Source organism: Microcoleus sp. AS-A8 (genome assembly GCA_039962225.1).
Taxonomy (GTDB): domain Bacteria; phylum Cyanobacteriota; class Cyanobacteriia; order Cyanobacteriales; family Coleofasciculaceae; genus Allocoleopsis.
The window spans coordinates 84,919-107,688 of record JAMPKV010000004.1 but is presented as its reverse complement, the minus strand read 5'-3'; the positions used below and the strand labels follow the sequence as shown (position 1 = coordinate 107,688).

Genomic DNA, 22,770 nt, shown 5'->3' with positions numbered 1-22,770 from the left:
GTCTAACCGTTAGACAGCATAAAATACAGCTTTATATGACAAAATAGGGTATTATTGTCTACTCTCCTCAATCATTGTCAAAGTCTAACCGTTGGACTCCGAAAAATCACATCGCCTTCTTTTTTATCTAACTTCTCGTTCAAAGCCTGTCTATGTTCTGGTTCAAGTCGTAAAAGTAGTGCGATCTGCTTTGCACCAGCGCTTCGCGATCGCCCGAACAGCAGTTACAGCAGCAGATTGAGGCGTGGCAGGCGATGCGGTCAAAGTTGGGAGGGAATGAATGAGCGATCGCATCTCATGCCGAGTCGCCTTGTCATCAGATGAGTGCCAGAAGGGGGGGTGTTCTCTTTGTGTAGATATATTGAAGTTTTTAGATGCAATCGCACGTTGGGATTTTGGGTAATGACGATTGTGGTTCTACCCATAAAGGTACGGTGCGCCAAGCTTCTCGCAGTTCAGCGTTTAATTGCTTATAATTTGGTTCTTTTTCGTTCACTAAAGCCCAAAATTTTCGTGAATGATTCAATTGAGCGGTATGGCATAACTCATGAATAAAGACGTAATGCACCAGAGAAGCGGGAAGAAACAGGAGTTTATAGTTGAGGCTGATTGTCTTGTGCTGAGAACAACTAGCCCAACGAGTTTTTTGTCCTTTGATGAGAGTTTTCTCAAAGGGCAGATTATTTATCTGGCTTACTTCTTTCAGCCAAGGCACTAAATGATTGTGCGCTTTTCGAGAAATCCAGCGACGAAAGGCTAGCTTACAGGCATCTACATCGTTAACCTTACCCCGTACTAATAGCTGCCTACCTGGCTTTTCGGTTATAACTACTCTTGATGCTGAGGTTTGATGATATTCGACCTTCCAATCTTCTGCGATCGCTACCAATGAGATAGACTCTGGTAGAGAATTAGATACCGTTGATGTAAAAAACTGCCGCCGTTCATCAATTCGTTTGACTGCTGTCTCTAACCAAACCTGTTTTTTTTGAAGAATGCCAGGGATGCGGCTTTGGTCAAAGCCTTTGGGAACAATTACCTCTACACCATTTTCAATAGATACCTTAAGGCGCAAATGTTTGGCTCTTTGACTTTCGCGGATAGAGTAGTTAGGGAGATTGTATTGCTGCTTTTCTGGTGATTTCAGTTTAACCACAGAAACGTACCTTTTTCAGGAGTCTAATACAGGAGTCTATAAAGTCTTTACCTTTACCATGCAATCCTAAATTTTTAAATTTAGCATTAAGTAAGCGGGTAAATTCTCGATATAATTCTGTATCCATGTGCGCTTGCTTAAACCAATCGGGGAAACAGAGAGTTTCTGCTTTGTTCACAATTGCATTTGCGACTGCAATCGCTTGCTCGTCGGCAATATTGGGAAGTCGCTTTTTCACTAGATTAATAATAGAATCATTGATTGGTCGCTGTCTTTGTTCTATTACTTCTATAGTTTGTCTGGCTAATTCTTCTAGTTCCTTTAAGCGATTAATTTTTTCTAACTCTAGTTCTTCTAACTGAGCTATTCCTTTTATCGTTTTATCCCGTTTTTGGTCGATAATTTGTTGTAATCTTTGACTTAAAGGTCTTAAATCTTCATCTTCATCTAGGCGAATTGTTAACTCTGCCGCTAGTCTTGCCTCAATTTCCAAAGCCTTGGCATCGAGTTCTATATCTTTAATTTGTGTAAGATAATTAGCATCTAATACATAAGTAGGGAAATGTTTTTGAATCTCTTCAACATCGATTGATTCTCTAACTAAATCAACTGTTTTAGCTCCATCTTCTTTATCGATTTCAAATGGTTCTTTTGGATAAAACTTTTTTCTGTAAATTGTGTATAGCTTGCACAACCATTTATATTCTTTTCTATAAGAGTAAGGGCATTCATCAGTTTGTATTGCTTCATAAAGAATTCGAGCATTACGAAAGCCTAATTCAAATTGCTCTTTTGCTTTTTCATTCTCATTTAGGAAAACTAACACCTCTATTAAGGAATTATAACTACCCGCTCGATCAACATCTGGGAAGAGATTTGTGAGATTTTCGATAGTTGCCTTAAATTGGTTAATAAATTTCTTATAAGGAAAGACAACTTTTCCTATTTCCTTGCGATCGAAATCATTAAGTGCTTCATTTAATTTCTCAAATATTCCATAGTAATCTACAATCAAACCATGCTGTTTCAATTCGTTATAGGGTCGATTGACACGAGCGATCGCTTGTAACAGCGTATGTGCTTTAAGTCCTTTATCCAAATACATCACCTGGACAATTGGCGCATCAAATCCCGTGAGTAGCATATCGCAAACAATCAGAATTTCTACTCGCTTAAATCGGTTGGCTTGATTATTGAGTTCTTCTGGGTCGGTAGGCTTTGGTTTCTTAAAATCTTCAATTGCCTTTTTCCGAGTTGCTTCTCCCAAATAGTGCAATTTAACAATTTCTTTATCTCTCTTGGGGTCTTCAGAAACAATTACTAGAGAAGCTTCTGCTCCAAGCAATTTATCAAGGGCTGCTTTATAAACAGCACAAGTTTCTTTATCTTCACAAACTAGCATTGCCTTAAATCGGTTGGGTTGGATTTTTTGTTGGAAATGGTCAGCAATGTCTTTGGTAATCTGTTCGAGACGCTGCGGGTGGAGAAGCACATTTTTCAGCTTCGATCCCTCTTTCTTCAGTCGAGCTTTTTCCTGTTCGCTGCGATCGCCAAATAATTCCTCAAATTTGTTGTCGAGTGCTTTACCCCAAAGTTTCAACTTTGTTAATCGTGGTTCTAGGTGAATTGGTACAGTTGCTTGATCGCGAATTGCTTCGGCAAGCCCGTATTTATCCATGTACCGCTCGAATTCACCCTCGCTTTCCTCTTTGCCGAAAGTTTGAGCGGTATTACGGTCATTGAGTTCTAGTGGTGTACCAGTTAAGCCAAAGCGAGAGGCGTTAGGAATGGCTCGTCGCATAAAGTCGCCTAAATCGCCGTACTGAGTACGATGTGCCTCATCTGCTAAAACAATAATGTTTGAGCGCAGGTTTCTTTCCTGCATACCGCTAAATTTGTTAATGATAGTAATGATTACACCGCGATGATCTTCTCTCAGCTTTGCCTGTAAGTCAGGAATATCACCCGCAGGAACACAATTTTCAGTGTTTGTAGAATAAAACTGCCCGATAGTTTGGTCTTGAAGTTGCTCTCTGTCTATGATAATCAGGATAGTGGGTTGGTTTAGTTGTGGGTGATGCCAGAGTTTTTTAGCAGCAAACAAAATTGTTAAGCTTTTACCTGATCCTTGGGTATGCCAAACTACACCCCGACGCTGGCTAGTTGGTAAGCTAGGATTAGTTGCCCGTTCTACAATTAGATTAGCAGCACGATACTGTTGATAACGCGCAATTTTTTTGACTGTTTTACCTTTATCAACTTCAAAAACAATAAAGTTACGAATTAAATCCAGTAAGTTGCTGCGATCGCATAGCCCATACAGGGAACACTTCATTTCATCGAAGGTGGAAATGTGATTATGAGGAGATGGATCGCGCCACTGCTGCCAATCTTGTGACCTTGTACCAGGAACGCCATATTTCATCCTGGTTTCATTGACTGCAATACAGAAAGCATTGGAATAGTAAAGTTGCGGTATATCTGTAACGTAGTCTTCTCTAATTTGTTTAACACCTTCTTGCCAATCAACCTTTCCTCGGCTAGAGGTCTTGGCTTCAATATCGACGACAGGAATACCGTTAATAAATAGTATAATGTCGGGTCTTCGTGGGTTATTCCCTTCAATCCGAAACTGATTGGCGACTAAAAAATCATTATTATTTAGAGGGTCGTCATCATAATCTATGAGAGTGATATTCTCATTGTTTTCATCGGCTGCAAATTTCTCTGTCTTTTCGTTTCGCAGCCATTTGATCCATTCTTGGTTATCAGTCAGTCTTTGCAGTTTGTCAATCACCATGTTTGCCCGTTCATCATTGGTAATCACGTGGGGATTTAGGGCTTTGAGCTTGTCGCGTAAAATGGGAACTAACAGAACTTCACTTTCTTTATTAGTTGGGCGATATTTTTGAGAGACGCTATCTCGATTTTCGTAACGCCAGCTTAATTCTGGTAGCTGGAGAGTTTCGATAAGTTCTTTTTCAACCGTTGTATCTTCGTTGAATGTCATATTCCACCATCCAGATTTACACGAACTTTGCCAGTAAGAAGGTTTTGTAGCAGCGATCGCTTGAGCTTATTTAATGTTTCCATTTGTTCTATTAACGTTTTGATGGAATTATTAACATTTTCAATTATTTCAATTATTTGATTTTGTTCCTCAATATCTGGCTTAGGAATTAGTAGTCTACGAAGTAAACGAGGAGTAACAATTGGTCTGGCTCCACCTGTAGATGCTGCTACTACTTGTCTAGCAACACCCTCAGCATATATAAGACTAAGCATTAAAAATGTTGAATTGAATACCTCTCCTGGACGAAGGCGAATACAATTTGAGGACATAATCAATGGAAGATGATAGTCACAAATTAAAGCAACTCGACCTACTGATGCAACTCTAGAAAAAACTAAATCCCCCGTTTGAAGCTGATAATCTACTAAACTATTAGCAATATCTTCTTTAAGATATGCTTCTGTAGAAAAGTCTAAACTACCCTCACCAATGTCCGTGATATTTACCATTCTTACGCCTGATTTATCAAAAACATCTGGCAGTAGTTGCGCTCCAAATGGCCCTGTTCTCACACATGAATAGTCGCCACAGTGGGACATAAGTGTTGCTACCTGCCACTCTTTAGGTATTTTTCCTATTTTTGTAGAATTGAATTCTTTATGTCTTCCAGGAATACCCTGTGCAAAAATTTGCTTTAATACAGTTTGTTTCAGTCTTTGAATAGCTACTATTTTTTCTTTTGTTTTAGCTATAACTTCATCTACTGACTGAATACACGATAAAATGTGCGGTTGAACTTCTTTGGGTGGATATAAAACATTAATTTGACCAAAGGGACGAGGGTTAAGGTGCATCCCTTCGACCATCTTGGCTATTTCTGCTAATCCTTTTGAGCTTTGAAGATAATAAAATATCCAATCAATTGAGACATCTTCGCTATTCGATTTTATTCCAGTTATTTCTCCTACATAGCAGTATCTTCTGGCTGCTTTAGGTATTTCTTTTACTAACGTTATTTTTTTTCCTATATGCTCAGAAGAATGAGCAGAGGAAGTAAGTAAAATCATTTTTTCCTCTATATCAATTAATTGGCTACATTCCGAATACTCCTCTTTTACCCAGCCATCTTCATCATTTTCATAACAGATAGATCCATCTTCCTTAATATCTCTAAATTTAATTATTTTTGTATTACCTTTATTGGCATACCATTCTTTTGTTGGAGTTTTACCCGTGTTGTATTTGCAAATATTACGAAGTTTATTTTTTTTAAATTGATAATTGTTTGAATCCATATCATTCATCCAAAGATAATTTTTTCAGTAGCCTTTTTAAATCTTCCATCGCCACGATTTGCTTGTTGTCTGCTTCTTCTAATTCCTTGATTGCAACTGATAGTTCAATTGTTTCTTCAGATTCAAAAGTATCTACATAACGGGGAAGATTCAGGTTAAATTCATTTTCCTCAAGCTCAGGACGCTCAACTACTGTGAAATAACGCCTCGCCTCAACTTGCTCTGAACAAATTCGCAGCAAATCAACAGCAGCTTCCTGAAGGTGAGTTACTTCCCGATCAGAATGATTATTAACATTAACAACTTCCAAGTCTCGTAATGTTGTCAATTTACTTAATTCTTTTATGTCGCGTTTTACCTGCGTAAGCCTGCTTTTAATTTGTTTATTGATAGCTTTAATTTTTTCCCTGTGTTCTGCCTTAAATAGCTTTAGTTTTTCTTGGCGAATCTTCTTCTCTTCACCTTTTGTGCTTGCTATAACCCTTTCCAACCGCTTGATTTCTGATACTAAAAATGAAAGCTCACCAAAATAGGCATCATCTGCTGATAACTGTTCAACCCAGGCATCATAATCAGCCCCTTCTAAATCAGTCAGTTCTTTTTTCAAATCTGGCAGAGGTTCCAAAACTGGATCGTAAGCAGCAGCTATTTCTTGTAGTCGGGTTGTTCGTTCCGCTTCTACGGCTGCAATTAATTGCTGTTCATGTTCGCCTACAAGTTGCTGCGCCTTAGCCAAATCGCCAAAAGCTCGCCAAGGAACCAAAATCCGCATTAAATCAGAAGGACGGAGTAAGTTTTGCGGATTAGCTGATTGAAAATTTCGCGAAGCCCAAATCATCAAAATCTTGCCCTGACGATCCTGCGCTTTCGACTTGTTCAGCAAAATCAGACAACCAGGGACGCTATTACCGTAAAACAGCTTGGGAGGCAAAACGACAATACACTCAATCAAATCCTGGTTAATGAATCCCTTGCGGATCAAGTACTCAGCATCAGCCTTCTGGTTTTATCCGTCCTCTTCCTCTGTTTGTTCAGGTTGACCACGAAACAGCACACCTTGAGACATGACAATAATTGCCTTGCCGTCATCTTTCAGAGACTTAACAACGTGCTGCAACCAGGCATAGTCACCATTATCGCGAGGCGGCATTCCAAAGACCATGCGATCATAGGAGTCGCTAACTTCCTTGGTATCCTTATTTTCAAAATCGCTGTATCCCCAATCCTTCAGCGAAAAAGGCGGATTCATCACAATCCGCTTAAACTGCATCAGTTTACCCTGCTCATCCAGATGCAATGGAGTGCGTAAACTATCCCCCTGTCGAATATTGTCTAAACTCCTAACCCCATGCAGAATTAGGTTCAGTCGCGAAATGTTATAAGTTGTCAGATTGCTTTCTTGAGCGTAGAGAAAAAGCTGATTAGGGTTGCCTCCGTGCTTTTTGACATAATTACAACATTGCAGTAATAATCCTCCCGAACCGCTAGCCCAATCACAAATACTATCTCCTGGTGCAGGTTCCAATATCTCAGCTAGGAGAAAGGCTATTTCTTTTGGAGTGTAAAACTCCCCGCTACTCTTACCTGCTTTACTAGCAAAATCTCGAATTAAGTATTCATAAGCATTGCCAAACAAATCATCAGGGACATTATCTCGGCGGAGAGAGTGCTTGCTAAAGTGGTTAATTAAAGAAACCAGTTTATCTTTTGGTACCCGACTGTAGTCATTGAAATCAATCGTCGTCAAAATTCTGTCAAACTTAGGCTTATTCGCTACCTCGATAGCTTCCATTGCGTCATTGAGTGCCTTGCCCAATTTCACTGATGTTGTCCGAGCTACACTTTTACTATCATCAGTAGGGTCAGTCCACAAAAAACCCTCTGGCACGATAAAATTGTGCATCTTAGGATCGCGGGCTAAATCCTCATCACCCAATTCCTCGGTCAGTTTCTCAACCTCTTCCAAGTACACATCGCTGATGCGCTTATAAAACAGCAGCGCAAATACATAACCGCGAAACTCCGAGTGATCGACATTCCCCCGCAAAATATCAGCAGCATCCTCCAACCAGCGATCGAGTTCCGCCTGAGTCATCCGTCGCAGAGGTCTAGTTTTTACCCAATTAGCCATCTATTCTCTTAATCAACTTGCTTTCCAGTGTTCTTCCACTTACTCAAACAGACTAACCTACCACTCAAAGCTTCTAAGGTTCTCTCGCAAGTGTTAATGAAGGCGATCGCTTTCCAGCTACTCGTTAATCCGTTCCACAGACATTTCAGCATCCGCCGCCAGCTTCCCAAGCGCCCGGTCGCGGTTACTCAGCGTTTCCTCAATCAGAGATGTCAGCGCATTACTCCCCCAATCTCTAGCCTTTCTCGGCTGGAGGTTGCTTTTTTGGTGGTGGCGGAATCTTACCTTCTGCCTCTGCTTCCTCCATAGCCTTCTCCACAATGTACGCAGCTAAATTGGCGACGGGTCTTCCTTGATAGTTCGCCCACCGCTCCAACTTTTCATAAACCAAATCAGGCAGAGTTAGGAAAACTCTTTTGCTCACAAGTTCCATTTCATCCAAACCGCCTTGATCGTACACTTGAGCCTCTCTCCTGTTAATATCTTTAGCTGATATGTAGCTTATTAGTAGCTGATATGCTACTTTGACAGGAAGATTGACTTAACCCTCCTCTAACCGTGAGTCTCAACTTGCCTCTAATTAGTCTGGATGAACCGCCGCCATCGGTCAGGCTTCCCGCTGACTTTTCACATGGCACAGCCATGCCCAAATTTCTGTATGGCGATTAGCTTCGCTAGCGCCCATTGGGCGATCGCATTAAGTGGAAACCGCTACCCCATACTGACCAAATCGATACAGGCGTAAGAGTACCTACTCAACTCCCCTACTGTTCATTCCTTGCAGAGGGCGGCTTTTTCTCAACTGCTGTTTAAATACTTTCTGTGATGACTAACACACAATCTTCCCCAGACAGCTACCAGCAAGCCTTAGAGGATTTTGGCATTACACAACTGCTCTCCCGACTCAGCAACTACTCAGATGCTGACCTTGATGCCACATCCATGAATCTGGAAGAACAAGAGCTAGAGAGCCTAGCCGCAATACTCATCGGGCAATTAACCCAGACGCTAAACGGCAAACTGATTGCCAGTTACTTTAACGCCATCCGCCAGGGCAACTTAAATGTGTTCCATTGCCCCATCAACCTTGAATTTGCTCACTCCGTTGAGTTGCCTGAAGACTTTCCTAATGGAGCGCTGCCACCTCAGTTCTTGTACGGGGATAAACTCCGCTTAGTTTCTCCTACTAGCGAGGGAGAATCAGGAGTAGTAATCGGGCGCTTCTACAACTATGCCCCTCATCGCTGCTGTTGGATGTGGCATTACATCTTATGGCTTGACACAGACAGTTGCAGCGCTACTTGGTTAGTTGCTACCACAGCATGGGAGGAAGACTTGCAACCAATCATCCAGGACGAGACAGTATGACTCATCCCCGTCCCCTTGGTGAGCGTGAATTGCGCCTAATAGAGCTGTTTGCCAACTGCCGACTGGAAATGACCCCTCGGCAATTCTCCTCAAAATGGGGAGTAACTTACACTCAGATGGCGCAGCTATGCCACTGTGACATCACCACAGTTACGCGGTGGTTTGGGCGAGGACGCCACTACCAAGCTCCCAAGCACTACCACAAATGGTATCTAGCACTGGCAGATTTATTTCTGGAGTTTTATGAGGACATCCCACAGACATTTTTGAACCGTTTGTCTTGTGAGCAGTAGTAGAAAACAAGAGAAAGACTACACGCTCTCTAGCAACGATGTTCAAATTGATTTAGAACAATAGTAGTTATCTAACAATTGAGCAGTCAGTTAATCAAAAACAAGTTGTTATGAATAGCAGAAGTCAAGTTAAATAGCAAGAGCAAAACTCTATATTTTTCACCATCAAGCCTGGATTAGAGTAACGACAGTTAATCAAGTTCAGATATCCAGGTGAAGAAGACCGTTGAAAGGACTCGCAGGTTTTCAACTACAAACCATACGTTCTGTACATCCCAAAAACGCTGGCAAAATTTTCCAAACGCTACTAGCCATTACCTTCTGTCGCTTGGATTTTCGAGTCAAAAATCATTTGTCTCAGGGGGTCGATATTGATATTTGGAATCACCCCAGCTTGAGCAACTTCTCAATTGAGGTCAAGTCAACGACAACAGATACCGTCTGGCTATATCAAAAGGATTTCCAGGACTGGGAAAAGAAATTAGCAGAAGGTTATAAAATTGCTTTTGCCGTCTTGCGTCTTGATGTAACGGCAGATTGGGCGATCGCTCCGGCTCAAAGGATACGTGCTGGAAAAAACTTTGTCTTAATCATGCAAGGGTTTGCCATAAGAGAGTTACAGACAGCCGTAACCGAGGAATATCCGAATGTGGTTGCCACCTATGCTGAAGAAATCTATCTCAAACCCTCAAGTGAGGTTCTAACTTACTTAGCTCACTGTTTGGAAAAAGAACAAAAGAAAAGACGAAAGTTTAAAAATATCCACATGAAGAGGCTTGTAAGTAGGGCTAAGTCCTCTTACTGATGAGGCAGGAGGTAAATCCAGGCTTCTCGGTGTTGATATGCTTTCCTCAACAACAGTAGCAGGTGTTACCTGTCTAACGGTTAGACAGCTAAAACCTGAGTCCAATTTGCGATCGCTCCGGCAGAGCTTATCCATTCCTCAAGGATGAAGAGCAGACAAATTTTCGATAATCATCGCTTTTTAAAAAGTTATTTATCGAACTTTTTCTTATTGAATAGGAAAGCATAGCTAGCAAAAACAATATATTTTTTAATGTTTTCCAATAGCTAGAATCTTATAGAATCAATTCATCAGATAAAAATTAAATTGAATAGCAAAATCAAGATTTGGTTATAGACCATCTGATTTAACAGACCTGATGTTAAGCGATTGATATTAGCGATCGCGCTATCAACCCATACTTCTTAATCCACAGAAAGTATCAGCTAATTCCATGAGTGTTATCACCATTCAATGTCGTCTGGTTGCTAAGGAAGAAACCCTCCGCCATCTGTGGGAATTGATGACTCAGAAAAATACACCGCTGATTAACGAATTGTTGGAGCAGATAGGAAAGCACCCTGACCTAGAGGGATGGATACAAAAAGGAAAGCTACCTATTGGATTAGTTAAAACACTGTGTAACTCCCTCAAAACCGACCTTCGATTTAGCGGTCAACCGGGTCGTTTCTACTATTCCGCCATTACTCTTGTAGACTACATCTACAAATCTTGGTTTGCCCTACAGCAACGACGACAGCGGCAAATATCCGGAAAAGAACGCTGGCTTTCGATGCTCAAAAGTGATGATGAACTGGAGAAAGACTGTAACTTTAGCCTGGATGTGATTCGTGCTAAAGCTACCGAACTCCTGACCCAACTTGTTACCCCATCTGACCTCAATCACAATCAGCCGACTGACAGTAAAAAGGGTAAGAAGACTAAAAAAGGCAAAGCTGATAAAGCACCTCGTAGACTATTCAGTCTTCTATTTGATGCCTACGAAAATAGTACAGACCCGCTCAACCGTTGTTCTCTTGCCTACCTCCTCAAAAATGACTGTCAGGTCAGCGAAGTTGAGGAAGACCCAGAAAAATTTGCTACTAGACGGCGTGCAAAAGAGATAGAAATTGAACGCCTCAAAGAACAACTGAAAAGTCGCATACCCAAAGGTCGAGATTTGACTGGAGAGCAGTGGCTAGAGGCATTAGAAACGGCTATCTACAACGTTCCTAAAGATGAAGATGAGGCAAAAGCTTGGCAGGCAGCACTATTGAGAAAATCTAGTTTTGTGCCATTTCCTGTGGCTTATGAAAGTAGTGAAGATATGATTTGGTTCAAGAATGACCAAGGGCGCATCTGCGTTCGCTTCAATAGCTTGGGCAAGCACAGCTTTGAGGTATGGTGCGACCAACGTCAACTTCATTTGTTCCAACGCTTTCTAGAAGACCAGCAAACCAAGCGTGACAGCAAAAACCAACACTCCAGCAGCTTATTCACCCTAAGAGCGGGACGGATTTGTTGGCAAGAACGTCAGGGGAAAGGCTTGATGTGGAACATACATCGTCTAATTCTCTACTGTTCTATGGATACCCGTCTGTTGACATCACAGGGAACTCAACAGGTCAAGAGCGAAAAAGCGGCTGAAATTGCCAAAATCTTGACTAACACAAAAGATAAGGGGGAGCTTGACGATAAACAGCAAGCTTTTGTCAAACGCAAGCAATCAACACTCGATCGCATTAATACGCCCTTCCCACGTCCCAGTAAGCCTTTGTATCAAGGTCAACCCTCAATCCTCATCGGTGTTAGCCTCGGTCTGGAAAAGCCAGCGACAGTAGCCGTGGTGGATGCTCAACAGGGCGAAGTTCTAACCTATCGCAGTGTCAAACAGCTACTCGGTGAAAACTATAAGCTCCTGAACCGCCAGCGACAGCTCTCATCACGTCACTCCCACGAACGTCACAAAGCTCAGAAACAGCACGAACCCAATCAGTTTAAGGAATCTGAGTTAGGGCAGTATGTAGACAGACTGCTGGCTCTTGCGATTGTTGCGATCGCTAAAACTTATCAAGCTGGCAGTATTGTTCTGCCCAAGCTCGGTGATATACGGGAAATCCTGAGCAGTGAAGTTCAAGCTAGAGCCGAGCAAAAAGTTCCCAACTACAAGAAAGGTCAGCAAGAGTATGCCAAGCAGTATCGTGTCAGCGTTCACCGTTGGAGCTACGGCAGATTAATTGAAAGCATTCAAAGCCTTGCTGCCAAAACCGGAATTGCTATTGAAGTCGGGCAACAATCGATTCGAGGCAGTCCACAGGAAAAAGCGCGAGATTTAGCGCTTAGTGCCTACAGCACCCGCATTACTTCCGTGAACTAGGAAATTTGCTGAACCTTGACAATTTAATAAGTGAAATTAACAGCGCCGCCGTTTATGCTCTTTGGAGCCTCTGTACGGTGAAAAATCTGGGTTAGTTTGACGGTTGGAAAACCGTTTTGCTTTCTGACCCTGGTAGCTGCCCACTCCTGATGCTGCCGTCTATTGAGTCCTTTGTCCAGACGGGAATCTTACCTGTGTTATCTAAGTCAGATAATCTTATCTCTGAATGATACAGCGTAACAGAGGTGCGCTCCCAGCAATAAGGAGTAATGCATGACTTGCACCAGCCCTTGGCAACAGGGGTGCGGGCGTTTCCTTGGCAACAAGGGGGCGGACGCTGTGGTGGCTACTGAATCACCCCCTTCGTCGGGGGAACCCTCCCTATTTATTTTTTATTTTTCTGACGGATCAAAGCGGGGGCAAAATCCCGGAGGAGCCGTCAATTGTTCAGAACTCTTGCCTAGTCTTGGTTTAAGACTTTTACTTTCATCAGTATTCTCTTGGGAGAAAGAGCTGAAATGAGGATTTTAAAATCAGCCGACAAAAATGTATTTGTCAGCTTGTGTAGACAAGGGTTTCAGCGGGCGCGGTTTCATCAACCCTCCCGTAATAGGGTGGGTTGAAAGTTCGAGGGAATTGTGAGAGTTAGAGAAGGAGAAAGGTTTCATCAACCCTCCCGTCATAGGGTGGGTTGAAAGCGATCGTGTGATAGCCGCTGACAAAAACACACTCATGTTTCATCAACCCTCCCGTCATAGGGTGGGTTGATAGTCTGCCTTACGTTATTTTCAGAGATTTTTAGGGAGGGTTGAAAGGCGCACTTCGTTCGGGATTATTCTGATAGAGGTAAACCTTCTCAACAGGATGAGATGGTAACTTTCTTAGTTAATATTCCACGTTCAGAAGTCTAGCGACAACAATTTGTTAACAGTTGCCTAGATGAAGAGTCGCCGTTAACAGCGACGTCAATTTGTTAAAAACGACATCAATTTGTTAACAGCGACGTTTAATTTGTGAATTTACATCACTGTTATAATCGGGATGACAGGATTTGAACCTGCGACCCCTTCGTCCCGAACGAAGTGCGCTACCAAGCTGCGCTACATCCCGATAAGTTATAGCCGTAACTCACCTATGGTATCACATTGTATCGGCAATCAGCCTTCAGCTTGCTAGGATAATCACTGTAACTTCAGTGGGAGCTGGGCTGGGAGTGGTCGTTAAACCAGAATGGTTGCGTGTCAAAGCGCCTCAATGGGAACGAGTCGGTAATGTTAAAGAAATTTTGCGTGATTTAGCGCTGAATACGGTTTGTGAAGAAGCCTCTTGCCCCAACATTGGAGAATGCTTCAAGGCGGGCACCGCCACCTTCTTGATTATGGGGCCGGCTTGCACGCGTGCCTGTCCGTACTGTGATATTGACTTTGAAAAAAAGCCTAAAGCCCTTGACCCTACGGAACCAACCCGTTTGGCAGAAGCCGTGCGGCGTATGGGATTGAACCATGTGGTCATCACCTCTGTCAATCGGGATGACTTACCCGATGGCGGCATCTCCCAGTTTGTGCAATGCATTGAAGGGATTCGTTCCGTCTCCCCTCAAACCACGATTGAGGTTTTAATTCCCGATCTTTGTGGTAACTGGGATGCCCTAAAAACCCTTTGCCAAGCTAAGCCAGAGGTACTCAACCACAATACGGAAACGATACCTCGCCTTTATCGGCGGGTACGCCCTCAAGGCAATTATCAGCGATCGCTTGAACTTTTGCAGCGAACCCATGAGGTCGCTCCCTGGATTTATACAAAATCTGGCTTAATGGTGGGATTGGGAGAAACCGATAGCGAAATCCGCCAAGTGATGCAAGATTTGCGTGGGGTGAACTGCGATATCCTCACCATCGGGCAATATCTCCAGCCCAGCCAAAAGCACTTAAACATTGCTGATTTCATCACACCCGCTCAGTTTGATGCTTGGAGAGAGTATGGTGAATCCTTGGGCTTTTTGCAAGTTGTCTCCTCTCCCCTCACCCGCAGTTCTTATCACGCCGAGCAAGTTCGGGAATTAATGCAGCGTTACCCTCGATAAAGGTTGAAGGTTAGCAGGTTGCAGGTTAATAAGTTACAGGTTGTCTACCAAAGTTTCAATCTTCCAACATTCAACGTTCTAACATTCAACCTTCAACCAATGACTAAAATCGCTATCATCGGAGCCGGTGTTTGGGGAACTGCCCTCAGGTACCTCGCGTCTCAGAACGGTCAGGAAATCCGTTTGTGGTCGCGTAGTAGCCCAGAACGGTTAGAGGATATCTTACAGGGTGCCAGTATCATTTTGTCAGCCGTCTCCATGTCAGGTGTTAATCCTGTGGCAACAAAATTACAGGGGCTATCAATTCCTTCTGAACAAATCTTCATCACCGCGACTAAAGGCTTAGATCCGGCCACAACCCGCACTCCCTCGCAAATCTGGCAAGAGGCATTTCCCGCAAATCCAGTGGTGGTGCTGTCTGGCCCTAATCTTTCTAAAGAAATTCAACAGGGACTCCCGGCGGCTACGGTGGTGTCCAGTACCAACACGAAGGCGGCTCAGTTCGTACAGCAGGCTTTTTCTTCGCCAAAATTTCGCGTTTACACCAATCCTGACCCCCTGGGTGTGGAACTGGGCGGTACGTTAAAAAATGTAATGGCGATCGCATCAGGGACTTGTGATGGCTTGCAGTTGGGCACGAATGCTAAAGCGGCTCTCCTGACGCGTGGACTCGCTGAAATTATCCGGGTTGGTACCGATTGGGGTGCTCAAGCGGAAACTTTCTATGGGCTGTCCGGGCTGGGAGACTTACTGGCAACCTGCAACAGCGAACTCAGTCGCAATTATCAAGTCGGTTATCAACTGGCTCAAGGCAAGACGCTCTCAGAAATTCTGACGCAACTCGAAGGCACAGCAGAAGGGGTGAACACAACTCCAGTGCTGCTGGAGCGAGCCAACCGACAAGGCGTTTCCGTGCCCATTACCTATCAGGTGTTTCGCTTACTCAAAGGTGAGATGACGCCGCAAGCGGCTGTTGAGGCATTAATGCTGCGAGACACTAAGCCAGAGTGAGAAACAGAAAGATAAGGGAGGTTTTTCTCAGAAAAATATTTCTTAAGATTTAGAAATCTTTCAGGAATCCACTCCTTTCGTGATGAAGATTAACATAGCCTTTGACCAAGGTCACTATTCCAACAATAGTGAGACGCTTATACTAGAGCTATGAGACAGAAAAGCCCAGTCACTCTACCCAAAGATAGATTTTAGGCTCAAGCCTAATGTTTATGCGGTAGTTGAGACTGAAGCGATACGTCAGCACTAGTTATCGGCAAGGACTGCTAGCCCCAACTCGTCATCCTTGTTGGTAAACAAAATATAAGCGCTGTTCTCCGGTCATCAAGGGTGGGAACTCTAGTAATAAGTTGTGACGCACATTTCATGATGGTGCGGTCATCGGTCGTAATTAAGAGATTATTATGCCAGCCACTCCTTTCTATGCCGACACAGAATTCGACCAAGAGCTGTTTCCCTACAGCTATGAGTCCAACGGTACAAGCGAAGATCTAGAACTATCGGTAGCAGATGATTTGGTTGACCTGGAGAGTGATGGCCCAGAAGCCGCCAGTTTCTCCAAAACTACCAACCGTCGTACCACGGATCTTGTTCGGTTATACCTTCAGGAAATTGGTCGAGTTCGTTTACTCAGGCGAGATGAGGAAGTCTCGGAAGCCCAGAAAGTTCAGCGCTACATGCGGATGCTGGACTTGCGAGCTGAGTTTGCCAAGACATCAGATACTGTAATTGAGCGCTATGTCCATCTAATCGAGACTCATGATCGCCTAGTGTCTCAACTAGGTCACCGTCCCTCTTTAGAACGGTGGGCGGCTACTGCCGGTGTGGAAGTTTCGGACTTGAAGCCTATATTGGCCGCTGGAAAACAGCGCTGGGCCGAATTAGCGGGTCTGTCGGTCAAAGAGCTAGAACAAATTCAATCCCAGGGCAATCGCGCCAAGGAACACATGATTAAAGCTAACCTACGCCTCGTGGTGTCGGTAGCGAAAAAGTATCAAAATCGCGGATTGGAACTCCTCGATTTAATTCAGGAAGGCACTTTGGGATTAGAGCGGGCGGTCGAGAAATTTGACCCAACCAAAGGTTACCGCTTTAGTACATACGCTTATTGGTGGATTCGCCAGGGCATCACGCGGGCGATCGCCACTCAAAGCCGTACCATCCGCCTGCCCGTCCACATTACCGAAAAACTCAACAAAATCAAAAAAGCCCAACGCAAAATCTCTCAGGAAAAAGGTCGCACAGCCACCATTGAAGATATTGCTCTGGAGTTAGAAATGACCAAAGAGCAAGTGCGAGAAGTCTTACTGAGAGTGCCTCGCTCTGTTTCCTTGGAAATTAAAGTGGGCAAAGAAAAAGACACTGAATTAGGTGATTTACTCGAAACTGAAGAAACTTCTCCAGAAGAAGTCTTGATGCGGGAAGCTCTGCAACGGGATTTACACCAACTGTTGGCAGATCTGACCAGCCGCGAACGCGATGTGATTCGGATGCGGTTCGGCTTGGGAGATGGTCATCCATATTCTCTCGCCGAAATTGGTCGTGCTCTGGAGCTATCGCGGGAACGTGTGCGTCAAATCGAAGCGAAAGCCTTACAGAAATTGCGCCAGCCCAAGCGCCGCAACCGTGTGCGGGATTATCTGGAAGCTCTTACTTAAGTAGCATGTTGATCTTGTCTCTTTTGTAAACGCTTTAGAACCGGCTTTTCAGCCGGTTCTTTTTGTTTTTCAGTTTCAATTAGGGCGTCTTTTTTCGAGATCAGCAGCACTCACATCATAGGAACGCTGGGCAGCTTCAACAGCGGATTGGGTTTGTGGCCCCCAAATCCCGTCGATTTCGCCACGATAAAAGCCCAGTTCTTGTAAGCGCTTTTGCAGCGCCTGTGTAGCCGAGTTACTCAGAGTAGCATTGGCTGTATTCAATCGACTGGTTGTCGTTCTGGGTGTTGGGCGATTGGTCGTTGTGCTGGGTGTAGCGCGATTACTACTATTGCTGGAGGTTGAGCGAGTAGTCGTTGCTCGGGGCGTGGTGCGATTACTACTATCCCTGGAGGTTGAGCGGGTCGTCGTTTTTCTAGGTGTTGAACGATTACTACTATCCCTGGAGGTTGAGCGGGTCGTCGTTTTTCTAGGTGTTGAACGATTACTGCTATCCCTGGAGGTTGAGCGATTGGTCGTTGTTCTGGGCGTGGTGCGATTACTACTATCTCTGGATGTGGAGCGATTAGTTGTTCTAGGTGTTGAACGATTGCTGGGATTTCTGCGGGGTGAGGAAGGATTGGGTCCGCCGATCACGGGCAATGCAGCTAAGGTTTGCGGCCCGACAATTCCATCGGGTGCGAGTCCTTGAGTTTGCTGGAAGCGCATGACCGCCTTTTGGGTTGCTTCATCAAAGATACCGTCGGCACCGCCCGGAAACCCGGCTACGGCTAAACTCTCTTGAAGGGCACTCACCTGAGAACCGCGATCGCCTAATCGCAAATTGCGTGCCGTAGACACTTTGACTGACTTCGGACTGGGTAGTGGCTGTGAACTGAGTTCTCTCACTGGCTTGGCACCCGGTTTAGGTTGCCCTCCCAATGCGACTAGAGTGTCTGTCCCTACAATTCCATCGGGTTCCAATCCCTTGGCTTGCTGGAATTGAATCACCGCATCTTTGGTCAGAGTACCAAAGTATCCTGTGATATTGGCCTTAAAGTAGCCCAATTCCTGCAAGCGTTGCTGAACAGCCGTGACCTCAGTGCCCTGATCGCCTTCCTGAACCGCGGCGGATGCCTGATGAGTGATTCCCAAGACGCCCAAGGCAATACTGAAGGAAAGTAGAGAGACAGCGGCACTGGTGGAAAATTTGGGCTGATTCCAGACCTGATGAATTGCGCCTCTACTCAACTGTTTTAAGCTTTCCCAAGATGAAGTCAAATCCCCATAATCGGTTTCTGTCGGTTCCTCGTTAGCTAAAGCCAGATGAAGATAGGCAAGGGTTTCCATGATGAAGCCTCCAAAGGGTACTTCGACCCGAACGCGTTAGCGTTTGGTCGTATGGGGAATTTAACCTCAGGATTTTCCTGATTTTTTTCTAAATTCCCAATCAAACGAACAGGCAAGATGCAATGACCGTTGTAGATTGCCACGCTCTAGTTTAGGATAATATAGACTTGCCGCGATGCTACGACCTATACCTAGGGAAAATAAGCTACTCTGGCATCAAGTCCTTGCGATCGCAATTGATAGGATCGGCTTTCCGCCGTGGCACGGTTAGGAAATGAGCCAGCATTAACATACTTGCCGCGTTTCGAGTTCGTCAAAGAGGCACTGGCAAAACCCTCTATATCGCGTACTTGATACAGCGTGTTCTCATCAAGAACGGGTACGACGACTACGTAGCGATTCCTTCTGGCTTGAGAAATTACTCCTAAAGCGCTCAGCGTCTCTCGACCCGCAATCCCGTCAGTGAATAAGCCACGAGTTCTCTGAAACTGCCGAACAGCCTCCTGAGTTTGCGAACCATAAACTCCATCGACGCGACCTGGATTAAAGCCTCTTTGTCTTAACTCTTGCTGAAGATTCGTCACTTCTGAGCCGCGATCGCCCAAGCGTAATACTTGTATAGAAGGAATGGGGTTGAATCTCCCAGACATAGAACTCCCCGAAAGCGGGGGCGGAGGCGGTAAGCTGAGTGAATCGTTTTGAAAAAATTGGGATGTGCCAGTACCTGAGCCGAATAAGGCTGACCTAGTGTCAGAGCCAACAATTCCATCCGGCTGTATCAGGTAGGCTTGCTGGAATCGGCTCACAGCTTCTTGAGTGGTTCGACCAAAATATCCCGTTAGCTGTCCATTGAAATATCCTAGTTCCCTCAAACGCCGTTGAAGGGCAGTAACATCCGCTCCGCGATCGCCTTGTTTCAAGACTCTATTTGAACGATTACTAACACTAAAATCCCGACTGGAAATGTCGGTTTGGCGGTTAAATTCTTCAAATAGTGCCGACTCAGTTTGTTCGCCCACAACGCCATCGGGATTGAGTCTCTTATCGCGCTGGAATCGGATGACTGCCTCTTGAGTCGCTTGATCAAAGATACCGTCCGCCGGGCGTTCAAGATATCCTAGCTGCTGTAAACGATTTTGAATGAATGTTACCTGTGGGTTGCGATCCCCTAATTGAATAGTCCTTTGAGCTAGTGCCTCACCTGCCATCCCTAAAATACCGAGAATGACCAGCAAGGAGAGCCAATAAATCCGACCCTGCATGACCAGCTTTTGCCGCTTCCACCAATCCAAAATTTTCAGACTGTCCTGAATCAAAAGCTCAGTTACGTCTGTTGTTGCTTCATAGGCTAATGCCAGATGAAAATACGTGAGTGTCTCCATATTGATTTAGGTAATTTTTGGTCATTAGTTTATCAAGGAAGATTTTATTTTAGCGGATTGGTTTAGTACTGTTTATACTCTATTCATGAAATGAAAAATGAGTCTGAGCGACTGATTGAATCGTGAAATATGCTTCAATAAATAATAGAATTTATACAGTTTTTGTTCGGTCTGGTGTTTGACAAAAAGACTGACAAAATGATGTGGGGGGTTAACGGTATGAAACGGATGAGCCACTGGGGCAGACCTATTGCTCTGTTCGCTGTAGTATTAAGCACTGTGGGAGGTATGAAGGCTACCGCCACTGTTTTGACCAGCACCGCGACAGACAACAGAAGGCTTGGATCAGAAGCCATGCTCTTGGTCAAGAGGAACAATGTTCAACTGGCGCAGCGAAGAGGAGAGTGTCGGGCAGCAGCGAGATCGACATTTATCTACCAAGAGCGTTCAACCACCAATCGAATCAGAGCTATACAGTCGAACGAACAAGTGATCCTGGCAGAGGGAGGTGGGAGAGATGGGTGGATTGCTGTTAGTTCTCCCATCAGCGGATTTGTCCAGACCAAAGACCTCAAACGTTGTGGTGAAGTCTCCACTCTGCCTGCAAGGCGAAATCTTTGCCGCCAAGTGATTTATGAAGGTGTTGAGGGTGTGGCGGTGCGTGAGACACCCGACATAAGTTCTAGCCAAGTTAGTACAGTCTTTTTTGGCGATCGCGTCACGCTTTCCAATCCTCCAGAATTTATCACAGATGGCATGGGACGCGAGTGGAGTAAACTTGCCGAGCCTAGTGTGGGATGGATGTCTAATGGGATTCCTGCTAGAGGAGATATCAATCTTGTCGCTTGTTTTCAGGAGTAGGCTATGAGGCATTGGCAGCATCTTTCCGATTAGAAACCTTTAGGTTCTGTTCTGTCTCTTGTAATCCAATAACTTAGCCCAGACATGGAGTCTGGGCTAATGGTACAAATCTTTAACTTTAAAATGTCCTGAAATCTCGTAGGAGTTCTGCCCAAGATGGGTTAGGATACGCTGTTTAAATCAGTCCTAACTCAGTGCACAACAGAGCAACCAGCACCGAAAAACCTGTAATAGCTAAAGCCATCAAGGGGTGCTGCCCTTGGCTGACAGCAAAAGATGTGACGATCCCAGCCCCTAATCCGGCTGTTACAGCTGCTCCCAGCCAGTCTTTATGAGAATTTTTGTTGTACATCGTGTGTAATCTATCTGTGAGGTTGTTAAAACAGCGAGTTACAGTTTTACAACCTACCATCACTTCTCTGTTGGCTTTTCAGTTGCTGGGAGTTTTGCAATTAAGATTAAAATTTAGCTAATTTTCTTAACACAAAGAAGAAGAGTAGATATTACTCCAACTTCCCATTAAAGAGCGCAATTTGCTAAAACCGTTGCTAGGAATAGACCAACCGTAGGCAAAAGCGAGGGAGTCGGGTAATGGCTGAAGAAAAGACCTATTTAGAACTGTCCCAAACCGAGGGCAGCTCCCACAAATTCTATGAAGTCACCATCAACGATACCCAAGTTACCATCCGCTACGGTCGAATTGGTGATTCAGGACAGACTCAGAGCAAAACTTACCCTACCTCTGAGAAGGCGAAAGCTGACGCCACGAAGAAAATCAACGAAAAGCTGAAAAAAGGCTATGAACACGCCGTCATTGGTGTGCGCCAGAAGCGTCCGGTGACGCGCCGCCAAGTCACCAGTACTACCTCAACGGCAAAACAAGCCCCCATCCTCTGGAAATTTGCCTCCGGTTCATCCGCTTTTGGCATCTTTATTGATGCTGAACGGTGTTGGGTAGGTAACCAAGCCGGTAAAGTTTTTGCCTTTAATCCTCAAGGACAAGTTCTCAATCAGTTTAAACTCCCCGATGGTGTCAAATGTCTGGTGGCTGATGATGTTTGGATTTACGCAGGGTGCGATGACGGCAACGTCTACGACCTCACAGGCAAGTTACCGCGACTCGCTTATAAAATTGATGAAAATGTGGATATCTTCTGGTTGGATATCCACGATGGCGTCTTAGGCGTTTCTGACGCTAATGGTGGCGTAACAACGATTGATCATGATGATGAATCTCAGTGGACTCGTTTGAGCCAAGGTCAGAGTGGTTGGATGGTACGCTGTGATGATGCGGGGGTCTATCACGGTCACAGTGCAGGTGTGACCATGTATGATGCCAAAGAGGGTCGGATGCTGTGGCATCAAAAGACGAAGGGAAGTGTTCTCTTTGGTTGGCAGGAAGCCTCATTTGTGTATGCGGGCACGAGTGATAAGAAGGTTTATTGTTTTAGTAAGAAGGGTGAAGTAGGCCCCGTTTACTCCTGTGATGCTGCGGTTTACTCCTGCGCTACGGCTAGTGATGGCAAATATGTCTTCGCCGGAGATAACAGTTCTTCGATTTATTGCTTTAATCAGGCAGGTGAACGGCTGTGGAAACTGGGTACAGGTTGTGGTTCGGCGTTTTCCATGCAGTTTTTTGATCAGCGTGTTTATATTGTGACAACCGATGGTTCTTTAGCCTGTATTGATGCCAGTGACGCGGCTATTGCTGCCGCCCAAGCGGGTACAGTTCCCCAAGCAACTATTATTAAAGCCCCCAAAGGAGAGGGGGCAGCCCCGTCGACAACGTTGGAAACGACTTCCGACACGACGCAAGGGGTAATTGTGGAGTGCTTCCGGGAGGGGGGTAAATTGAGAGTCCGCACTGTCTCGCCTGGATACAACCCCAGTTGGAATGTACAGTTTCCCAAGGATATTCGGAAAGAAGGCGATCGCTATCTGGTTCAAGAGGTGCGTGAGTCGGCACGCGGTGGCTTCTACCGCGCTTACGGTGATATCAAAAAATTGGTTTAGAACTCAACTTACTGTG

Annotated in this window: 16 protein-coding genes, 1 tRNA gene and 1 pseudogene; 9 read left to right on the top strand and 9 right to left on the bottom strand. The window is 44.7% G+C overall.

Annotated elements, in window-relative coordinates:
- Window positions 1-370: 370 nt before the first annotated feature.
- The 5 genes and pseudogenes from NDI48_07855 to NDI48_07835 form a co-directional block, all read right to left on the bottom strand.
- Window positions 371-1,156 carry a M48 family metallopeptidase gene (locus NDI48_07855; protein MEP0831120.1) on the bottom strand — a complete coding sequence of 262 codons (786 nt, stop codon included), beginning with the start codon at window positions 1,154-1,156 and terminating at the stop codon, window positions 371-373.
- Complete coding sequence (locus NDI48_07850) at window positions 1,149-4,166, bottom strand: HsdR family type I site-specific deoxyribonuclease (protein ID MEP0831119.1); 3,018 nt, start codon at window positions 4,164-4,166, stop codon at window positions 1,149-1,151. Before NDI48_07850 ends, NDI48_07855 begins: the two co-directional genes overlap by 8 nt.
- Complete coding sequence (locus NDI48_07845) at window positions 4,163-5,464, bottom strand: restriction endonuclease subunit S (protein MEP0831118.1); 1,302 nt, start codon at window positions 5,462-5,464, stop codon at window positions 4,163-4,165. Before NDI48_07845 ends, NDI48_07850 begins: the two co-directional genes overlap by 4 nt.
- A gap of 1 nt (window position 5,465) precedes the next feature.
- A pseudogene (locus tag NDI48_07840) lies at window positions 5,466-7,559 on the bottom strand (N-6 DNA methylase).
- A 271-nt stretch (window positions 7,560-7,830) separates the two neighbouring features.
- Window positions 7,831-8,055, bottom strand: a complete 225-nt coding sequence (locus NDI48_07835) for a hypothetical protein (protein MEP0831117.1) — start codon at window positions 8,053-8,055, stop codon at window positions 7,831-7,833.
- A gap of 365 nt (window positions 8,056-8,420) precedes the next feature.
- Between NDI48_07835 and NDI48_07830 the strand changes: the two genes are divergently transcribed.
- The 4 genes from NDI48_07830 (at window position 8,421) to cas12k (ending at window position 12,417) form a co-directional block, all read left to right on the top strand.
- Entirely contained in the window at window positions 8,421-8,963 is a 543-nt protein-coding gene (locus NDI48_07830; GenBank protein MEP0831116.1) for a hypothetical protein, read from the top strand.
- The gene (locus tag NDI48_07825; GenBank protein MEP0831115.1) at window positions 8,960-9,256 is read left to right on the top strand and encodes a helix-turn-helix domain-containing protein; all 297 of its coding nucleotides are present in this window, start codon (window positions 8,960-8,962) and stop codon (window positions 9,254-9,256) included. Before NDI48_07830 ends, NDI48_07825 begins: the two co-directional genes overlap by 4 nt.
- 226 nt (window positions 9,257-9,482) lie before the next feature.
- Window positions 9,483-10,061: a hypothetical protein gene (locus tag NDI48_07820; GenBank protein ID MEP0831114.1), complete on the top strand. Its 579-nt coding sequence runs from the start codon at window positions 9,483-9,485 to the stop codon at window positions 10,059-10,061.
- Window positions 10,062-10,494: 433 nt separating this feature from the next.
- Window positions 10,495-12,417 carry a type V CRISPR-associated protein Cas12k gene (cas12k, locus tag NDI48_07815; protein ID MEP0831113.1) on the top strand — a complete coding sequence of 641 codons (1,923 nt, stop codon included), beginning with the start codon at window positions 10,495-10,497 and terminating at the stop codon, window positions 12,415-12,417.
- A gap of 1,036 nt (window positions 12,418-13,453) precedes the next feature.
- Here cas12k and NDI48_07810 read toward each other — a convergent pair.
- Window positions 13,454-13,527 (bottom strand) — tRNA-Pro (locus tag NDI48_07810).
- 103 nt (window positions 13,528-13,630) lie between these two features.
- On the opposite strand from NDI48_07810, the gene lipA reads away from it, so the two are divergent.
- The 3 genes from lipA to sigC all read left to right on the top strand — a co-directional run bounded on the left by lipA (window position 13,631) and on the right by sigC (window position 17,169).
- Entirely contained in the window at window positions 13,631-14,500 is an 870-nt protein-coding gene (gene lipA, locus NDI48_07805) for a lipoyl synthase (GenBank protein MEP0831112.1), read from the top strand.
- Window positions 14,501-14,599: 99 nt separating this feature from the next.
- Complete coding sequence (locus NDI48_07800) at window positions 14,600-15,511, top strand: NAD(P)H-dependent glycerol-3-phosphate dehydrogenase (GenBank protein ID MEP0831111.1); 912 nt, start codon at window positions 14,600-14,602, stop codon at window positions 15,509-15,511.
- A gap of 404 nt (window positions 15,512-15,915) precedes the next feature.
- Window positions 15,916-17,169 (top strand): RNA polymerase sigma factor SigC, encoded by a 1,254-nt coding sequence (sigC, locus tag NDI48_07795; GenBank protein MEP0831110.1) that lies wholly within the window; start codon window positions 15,916-15,918, stop codon window positions 17,167-17,169.
- Between the two features lie 75 nt (window positions 17,170-17,244).
- Here the strand turns inward: sigC and NDI48_07790 are convergent, their stop codons facing one another.
- Window positions 17,245-18,498 carry a peptidoglycan-binding protein gene (locus NDI48_07790; protein ID MEP0831109.1) on the bottom strand — a complete coding sequence of 418 codons (1,254 nt, stop codon included), beginning with the start codon at window positions 18,496-18,498 and terminating at the stop codon, window positions 17,245-17,247.
- Between the two features lie 191 nt (window positions 18,499-18,689).
- A complete protein-coding gene (locus tag NDI48_07785; protein MEP0831108.1) occupies window positions 18,690-19,880 on the bottom strand; it encodes a peptidoglycan-binding protein in 1,191 nt (396 codons plus the stop codon).
- Window positions 19,881-20,108: 228 nt separating this feature from the next.
- Between NDI48_07785 and NDI48_07780 the strand changes: the two genes are divergently transcribed.
- The gene (locus NDI48_07780; protein ID MEP0831107.1) at window positions 20,109-20,741 is read left to right on the top strand and encodes an SH3 domain-containing protein; all 633 of its coding nucleotides are present in this window, start codon (window positions 20,109-20,111) and stop codon (window positions 20,739-20,741) included.
- 175 nt (window positions 20,742-20,916) lie between these two features.
- Here NDI48_07780 and NDI48_07775 read toward each other — a convergent pair whose 3' ends face one another.
- On the bottom strand, window positions 20,917-21,093 hold the full coding sequence (locus tag NDI48_07775) for a hypothetical protein (GenBank protein MEP0831106.1): 177 nt from the start codon (window positions 21,091-21,093) through the stop codon (window positions 20,917-20,919).
- Between the two features lie 239 nt (window positions 21,094-21,332).
- On the opposite strand from NDI48_07775, the gene NDI48_07770 reads away from it, so the two are divergent.
- Window positions 21,333-22,754, top strand: a complete 1,422-nt coding sequence (locus tag NDI48_07770) for a WGR domain-containing protein (GenBank protein ID MEP0831105.1) — start codon at window positions 21,333-21,335, stop codon at window positions 22,752-22,754.
- Window positions 22,755-22,770 lie beyond the last annotated feature (16 nt).

Bases quoted from the DNA above. Each gene is read 5' to 3' on its own strand.
- NDI48_07775 (MEP0831106.1), bottom strand. From the start codon at position 21,093: ATGTACAACAAAAATTCTCATAAAGACTGGCTGGGAGCAGCTGTAACA.
- cas12k (MEP0831113.1), top strand. From the start codon at position 10,495: ATGAGTGTTATCACCATTCAATGTCGTCTGGTTGCTAAGGAAGAAACC.
- NDI48_07825 (MEP0831115.1), top strand. From the start codon at position 8,960: ATGACTCATCCCCGTCCCCTTGGTGAGCGTGAATTGCGCCTAATAGAG.
- NDI48_07850 (MEP0831119.1), bottom strand. From the start codon at position 4,166: ATGACATTCAACGAAGATACAACGGTTGAAAAAGAACTTATCGAAACT.
- NDI48_07785 (MEP0831108.1), bottom strand. From the start codon at position 19,880: ATGGAGACACTCACGTATTTTCATCTGGCATTAGCCTATGAAGCAACA.
- NDI48_07845 (MEP0831118.1), bottom strand. From the start codon at position 5,464: ATGGATTCAAACAATTATCAATTTAAAAAAAATAAACTTCGTAATATT.
- NDI48_07830 (MEP0831116.1), top strand. From the start codon at position 8,421: ATGACTAACACACAATCTTCCCCAGACAGCTACCAGCAAGCCTTAGAG.
- NDI48_07780 (MEP0831107.1), top strand. From the start codon at position 20,109: ATGAGCCACTGGGGCAGACCTATTGCTCTGTTCGCTGTAGTATTAAGC.
- sigC (MEP0831110.1), top strand. From the start codon at position 15,916: ATGCCAGCCACTCCTTTCTATGCCGACACAGAATTCGACCAAGAGCTG.
- NDI48_07800 (MEP0831111.1), top strand. From the start codon at position 14,600: ATGACTAAAATCGCTATCATCGGAGCCGGTGTTTGGGGAACTGCCCTC.
- NDI48_07790 (MEP0831109.1), bottom strand. From the start codon at position 18,498: ATGGAAACCCTTGCCTATCTTCATCTGGCTTTAGCTAACGAGGAACCG.
- NDI48_07770 (MEP0831105.1), top strand. From the start codon at position 21,333: ATGGCTGAAGAAAAGACCTATTTAGAACTGTCCCAAACCGAGGGCAGC.